General features: G+C 53.0%; 6 protein-coding genes. All 6 read left to right on the plus strand.

Annotated elements, in window-relative coordinates; translation table 11 throughout:
• The first annotated feature begins 374 nt into the window (after window positions 1–374).
• From M3200_RS01115 to M3200_RS01140, 6 genes are read left to right on the plus strand one after another with little or no spacing between them, the layout of a single operon-like run.
• Complete coding sequence (locus M3200_RS01115; RefSeq protein ID WP_022381698.1) at window positions 375–1886, plus strand: DUF2157 domain-containing protein; 1512 nt, start codon at window positions 375–377, stop codon at window positions 1884–1886.
• Complete coding sequence (locus M3200_RS01120) at window positions 1876–2568, plus strand: hypothetical protein (RefSeq protein WP_022381699.1); 693 nt, start codon at window positions 1876–1878, stop codon at window positions 2566–2568. The genes M3200_RS01115 and M3200_RS01120 overlap by 11 nt, the downstream gene beginning before the upstream one ends.
• 44 nt (window positions 2569–2612) lie before the next feature.
• Window positions 2613–3086 (plus strand): SixA phosphatase family protein, encoded by a 474-nt coding sequence (locus tag M3200_RS01125; protein WP_022381700.1) that lies wholly within the window; start codon window positions 2613–2615, stop codon window positions 3084–3086.
• Between the two features lie 4 nt (window positions 3087–3090).
• Complete coding sequence (thiD, locus tag M3200_RS01130; protein ID WP_022381701.1) at window positions 3091–3900, plus strand: bifunctional hydroxymethylpyrimidine kinase/phosphomethylpyrimidine kinase; 810 nt, start codon at window positions 3091–3093, stop codon at window positions 3898–3900.
• Window positions 3897–4487 (plus strand): 5'-deoxynucleotidase, encoded by a 591-nt coding sequence (yfbR, locus tag M3200_RS01135; protein WP_022381702.1) that lies wholly within the window; start codon window positions 3897–3899, stop codon window positions 4485–4487. Before thiD ends, yfbR begins: the two co-directional genes overlap by 4 nt.
• Window positions 4488–4542: 55 nt before the next feature.
• Window positions 4543–5094 (plus strand): GNAT family N-acetyltransferase, encoded by a 552-nt coding sequence (locus M3200_RS01140; protein ID WP_022381703.1) that lies wholly within the window; start codon window positions 4543–4545, stop codon window positions 5092–5094.
• Window positions 5095–5335 lie beyond the last annotated feature (241 nt).

Genomic DNA, 5335 nt, shown 5'->3' on the forward strand with positions numbered 1-5335 from the left:
TAGATTTTTTATGATATTTATTTGTCTGTATTAATAAATCAGCACCACCTTCTCCTCCCGGAGCAAGGTTAACACCCTTAAACCAAGGCTGACGCCTTGAGGAAAACAAGTAAACCTCGCTTCGCTCGTAAAAGGGAGCAATGAACACTTTTTAGTCGGAACGTTACCCTCGTCATTTTTCCGTCTTTATTCCTCTCTGGAAAAGGTTTACCTAAAAAAGTAAATAGATTTTTTTTCTTATCTTGTATAGAATAAAGGTAGACTCCGGAAGTGTGTCTTCAGGGAAAACGGAGTCTCTGGTATCGTAGGATTCTGGCTCTTGCCGCCCGCTTTGCGGGTTTTCCTGCTTGCATTGATAGACAGGAGTGATATATATGACGAATCGCCAGTGGTTGAAACAGGAAATCAATCAGTGGGTGGATGACGGGGTCATCACGGATGAAGAGGGGAAGGAGCTTTCGGCGCGGTACAAGCACGCGGGGCCTTATCCTTACCGGGAGGCGTTTTTCTTCCTGGCGGCTGTCTGTATCCTTGGCGGGCTTTTCTTTCTGGGGGCCGGGCTTTGGAACGGGCTGACGCAGGATCAGCGTTTCCTTCTTGCAATGGGACCGCTTCTTGTTTCTTTTCTTCTGATGCTGGCTGTGGTTCTTGTGGATAAGAAGATTTCGGATCCTGATGTGATGGAGCCGGATTACCGCGGGACTTCTCTTTCGGATGAAATCCTCGGGTTCGGCGGTGTGTCGGATTCGGATGCTTTCGAGAGTGTGGACAAGATCGGAAAGAAAGCGGGCCTGATGGCAAAGATCGCCTCAGGAACGCGGACGGTGCCGGCAAAGACGTGGCATCATCGCGTGCCTGCTTTTATCCGGGAGGCGGCGGCTACGCTTCATGGGTTCTGCCTTCTTGGCGCTTTCTGGATGGTTTCGGATTCATTCCAGCTTTCTTCGGATATGTATTCGGGGCTTGCGCTCTGTGCGTTGCTGCTTCTTCTGATGTGCATCGTGACGTCTTCGGGGGGGCTTGGTATTCTTTACATGGCGTGCTCGGTCGGGATTTTCTACACGGCGCCGGAGCGCGGATGGCCGGAGATCGTTTCCTGGATTTTCATGATGATCGCGCTGCTTCTCATGGCGCGTATGCTGTATGAGAGGCGCGACAAGGCACTCGTTCTTTTCTCCTGGGGCTGGGCTGTGGGGATTCTTCTCCTCATTTTCTGGTCGGCAGGAAATATGCTCTGGCAGACGCTTTTCTTTTCGCTGGCAGCAGCGCTTACCTGGATGGCAGGCGGCGAGTTCAGGGCATACGGCATCGGCGCACAGGCAATGCGTTTCTTCGGCGGCGTTGCAGTCTTCGCGGTACTTCTGGAAGGCGCGTACGGCGCTGTATGGCAGAATATTTCAGGCAGCTTCTTCCTTTGGGCTGTTTTCATTTTCTTCCTTGTCATTGATGCGATTCTTCTTTTCCGCATGGGAACGAAGGCTGAATGGCTTTCTATCCTGGCAGGGATGACGCCATTTATCATGGGTCTCGCGGCGATTGCGGCGATCTTTGATCCGGCAGGGGCTTTCCCTCCTATGATCGTTTCGGTCTATACGGGCGTCCTTGCCATCGGCGTTATTTTAAGGGGCTATCAGATGGACAGGCCTGCGCAGCAGTGGTCGGGTTTCCTCCTCCTCTGCGGCGGCGGTGCGATCCGTGTCATTGACTCGGCTCTGTCGTATGGCGAGCGCGGTGCGTTCTTCATCGCGGCTGGTCTTCTTTCCGCTTTCATCTGCTACATTCTCTATCTTCCGGGCAAGAAGAAGAGAAAGAAGAAGGTAAAGGCAAGGCCTTCCGCTCCGCTTGCAGAACAGGAAGGAAAGGAGGATGAGAGCCATGATAAATAAGAGACTTTCACTCATCCTTCTGGCGATTGTCGTCGTCATCGAAGTGGTCACGCTCATTTTCATGAGGGGCGATTACAGAAGTGTCATGACAACGGGCGCAGAATACAAGGTCCCCGCGCAGATCCAGTTCAAGGGGGATTTCTATAACAAGAATTATCTGGGTATCACGATTCCTATCACGGAAGCGCCATGGGAAGGATCGGCTCCTGCCCACAGGGGCGAGGAAATTTACTTGAAGCCTGTCGTCGATAATGACGGCCTCATGACGATTTCCGGTGCCACGGACAAGGAACCCGGCGGCAACTATATCATCACCCGCGTCGAATCGATCAATGACAGCGGCGATGTCGTCCGCTTCGCATTCCCGGCCAGCCGTCTCTACATGTCTCCTGAACAGCTGAAGAAGCTCTCTGTCGTCGAGCTTTCCGAGCGCGTGCAGGTGAAGGACGAGAAGGGCAAGAAGGTCGAGACACGCATGAAGAATGAAATTTACGCGCAGATCAAGATCAAAGACGGCCGTGTCGTCATTTCCCAGGCGCTTGTCAATGGTTCTCCGGTCGACCAGACCTTCCTGACGGTCGGCAAGAGGCTCTCGGTGAAGTATGCGAGCGGCCCGAAGGAGAAGGATACTTATTCGGTAGGCGGAACGAAGGAAGAAGTCGATCCGGCTGAAAATATATAATTTCCCGTCAATTTTGACGATTTCATAGAGAGAGGCGGATAGCAATGTATATTATCCTGATGCGTCACGGTGAAGCAGTTCCCCAGACGGAAGAAGCGTCTAATCAGAACCGTTCCCTGACGCCAAAAGGCATGCGTCAGGTGAGAAAGTCCGCGCGGATGCTGGCCCATTTTTTGAAGGAAAATCCGATCCGCATTTACACGAGCCCTTATTACAGGACGCGCCAGACGGCGGGGATCCTGGCCGAGGAGTGCTTTGCCGAGGAAATCCATACGGCAGACGAGCTCCTGCAGAGCAGCTGGCAGATGGTCGCCAACCACATCATCCAGGACGGCTCTCCGATTGCGCTCGTCAGTCATCATCCGTTCCTGCAGGCATACCTTCTTTCCTCCTGCAGTGCGGCTATCAAGTTCGACCTGGCAGGGATTGCCATCATCGATTATGACGTGAAATGGAAACAGGGAAAATTCATCGGCTACATCACCCCGGGGCTGAAGCAGCTGAAGAAAGAGGACTGATACGATGAAGAAACTTTTGACGATTGCAGGCTCGGATTCTTCCGGCGGCGCAGGCATCCAGGCAGACCTGAAGACGTTTGCGGCGCTCGGTACGTACGGTATGAGCGCAATCTGTGCGCTGACGGCGCAGAATACACAGGGCGTCACCATGGTGGTGAATACGCCTGAGGAAATGGTGGAGGCGCAGCTGGACGCCATTTATTCGGACATTCCGCCCGACGGCGTGAAGACGGGGATGCTTTCCACCTCCGGCATCACAAAGACGGTCGCATCTTACCTCGAAAAGCATCTGGCATCACCCTTAGTCGTCGATCCGGTCATGGTCGCTACGACCGGCGCCGTGCTTCTTGAAAAGGATGCCATCGAAGCGTATAAGACAAAGCTTATTCCACTTGCCACATTGATCACTCCGAATATTCCGGAAGCGGAAGTGCTCTCTGGGATGGAGATCCATTCGGCTGACGATATGCGCGCTGCGGCAAAGAAGCTCTCCCTTCTGGGCTGCCAGGCAGTCCTCGTGAAGGGCGGCCACCGCGTGGAAGATGCGATGGATATCCTCTATGACGGCAGCGATTTCCATGTCTATAAAGGCGAACGAATTGAGACGGACAATACGCACGGCACAGGCTGCACGCTGTCCTCGGCTCTGGCCGTCATGCTGGCAAGGGGCCTTTCGATAGCAGACGCTGTCACCGGCGCGAAGAAATACATTTCCGGAGCCATCAAGAGAGGCGCTGCCGATTCTGTCGGTCATGGAAACGGCCCTGTCCATCATTTCTGGTTCTACGAGGACAAGTGGGGGGATATGGAATGAATTATCCTTTCTTCGCCTTCATGGCGCGCCTGAAGTACATCGCGCGCTGGGGGCTGATGCGGAATTCCATCCCTGAAAACGATGCCGAGCATACGCTGCAGACGGTCATGATCGCTCATGCGCTGGCTGTCATCAGAAGGGACATTTTCCACGAGGAAGCTGATCCGGAGCGGTGCGCGGCTCTTGCGCTCTACCATGATGCAAGCGAAGTTTTCACGGGAGACATGCCGACGCCGGTCAAGTACTTCACCGAAGACCTTCGGGAGAGGTACCAGGAAATCGAAGATGAGGCAAGGGAAAAGCTTTTAAAGACGCTTCCGCCTGAGCTGCGCGAATCCTACCGCCCGTATGTGGCAGATATGGAAAAGGATCCGTCCTGGCCGCTTGCCAAGGCGGCGGATACGATGAGCGCCTACCTCAAGTGCGCTGAGGAAATCCAGAGCGGGAACAGCGAGTTCCACGAAGCTTTCGAATCGACGGGAGAGAAGCTGAAAGCACTCCATCTGAAGGAAGTCGACTGGTTCCTCGATCATTTCGCAGGCAGCTTCTCGGAGACGCTTGATGAAATGAACCTGCATATAAAATAGAAAAGAGCCGCTGGCGGCAGTCTTGCCATGGCGGCTTTTACTTTTGGGAGGATATATGAATATAACGATCAGAGAAGTGACGGAAGAAGACGCAGAGGCGCTCTCTGCCATCTATCGTCCGTATGTGGAAGAGACGGGAATCACCTTCGAGTACGTACCGCCCGATGCGGAAGAATTCAGACGCCGCATACAGCACACGAAGGAAAAGTATCCTTACCTTGCCGCCTGCGATGAAGGCAAAATCATCGGCTATGCCTACGCCGGGACTTTCATAGGAAGAAGCGCCAGCGACTGGAATGTGGAGCTTTCGATTTACATGGACAGGAACGAAAAGGGAAGAGGCACAGGGCGCATGCTTTATGAAGCGCTCGAAGAGGAACTTAGGAAGATGGGAGTCATCAACCTGTATTCCGCCATTGCGTGCCCGTCGGGTGAGCCCGATGATTTTCTGGACAATGGAAGCCGCGATTTCCATGAGCACCTCGGATTTCATGAGACGGCACATTTCAGGAAGTGCGGTTTCAAGTCGGGCCGCTGGGTCGATCTCATCTGGATGGAAAAGACCATCGGAGACAAGGAAGGCGCGCCGGGAAAATTTTATCCATAAAATGAAGTGAAATAAGAAGAAGTGAAATAGGACTTAACTTATATAAGATGGGGCTGTGACAAAATGTGCAATCATTTCGCCACAGCCCCTTTTGCGTGGGGAGATTCCATTAGAAGATTATCCAACACATTTATATATTTGTGTTATCTGAAAACCTAGAAACCTCGCTGCGCTCGAGAACTACATCTCATTCGTCAGCTACGCTGCCACCTTCTCCTTTCGGAGCAAGGTTAACACCCTT

The organism is Dialister sp. CAG:357, from assembly GCF_000435155.1.
GTDB classification, from domain to species: domain Bacteria; phylum Bacillota; class Negativicutes; order Veillonellales; family Dialisteraceae; genus Dialister; species Dialister hominis.

Excerpts from the sequence above, each read along its gene's own strand:
- M3200_RS01115 (WP_022381698.1), top strand. The coding sequence starts at position 375 with ATGACGAATCGCCAGTGGTTGAAACAGGAAATCAATCAGTGGGTGGAT.
- M3200_RS01120 (WP_022381699.1), top strand. The coding sequence starts at position 1,876 with ATGATAAATAAGAGACTTTCACTCATCCTTCTGGCGATTGTCGTCGTC.
- M3200_RS01125 (WP_022381700.1), top strand. The coding sequence starts at position 2,613 with ATGTATATTATCCTGATGCGTCACGGTGAAGCAGTTCCCCAGACGGAA.
- thiD (WP_022381701.1), top strand. The coding sequence starts at position 3,091 with ATGAAGAAACTTTTGACGATTGCAGGCTCGGATTCTTCCGGCGGCGCA.
- yfbR (WP_022381702.1), top strand. The coding sequence starts at position 3,897 with ATGAATTATCCTTTCTTCGCCTTCATGGCGCGCCTGAAGTACATCGCG.
- M3200_RS01140 (WP_022381703.1), top strand. The coding sequence starts at position 4,543 with ATGAATATAACGATCAGAGAAGTGACGGAAGAAGACGCAGAGGCGCTC.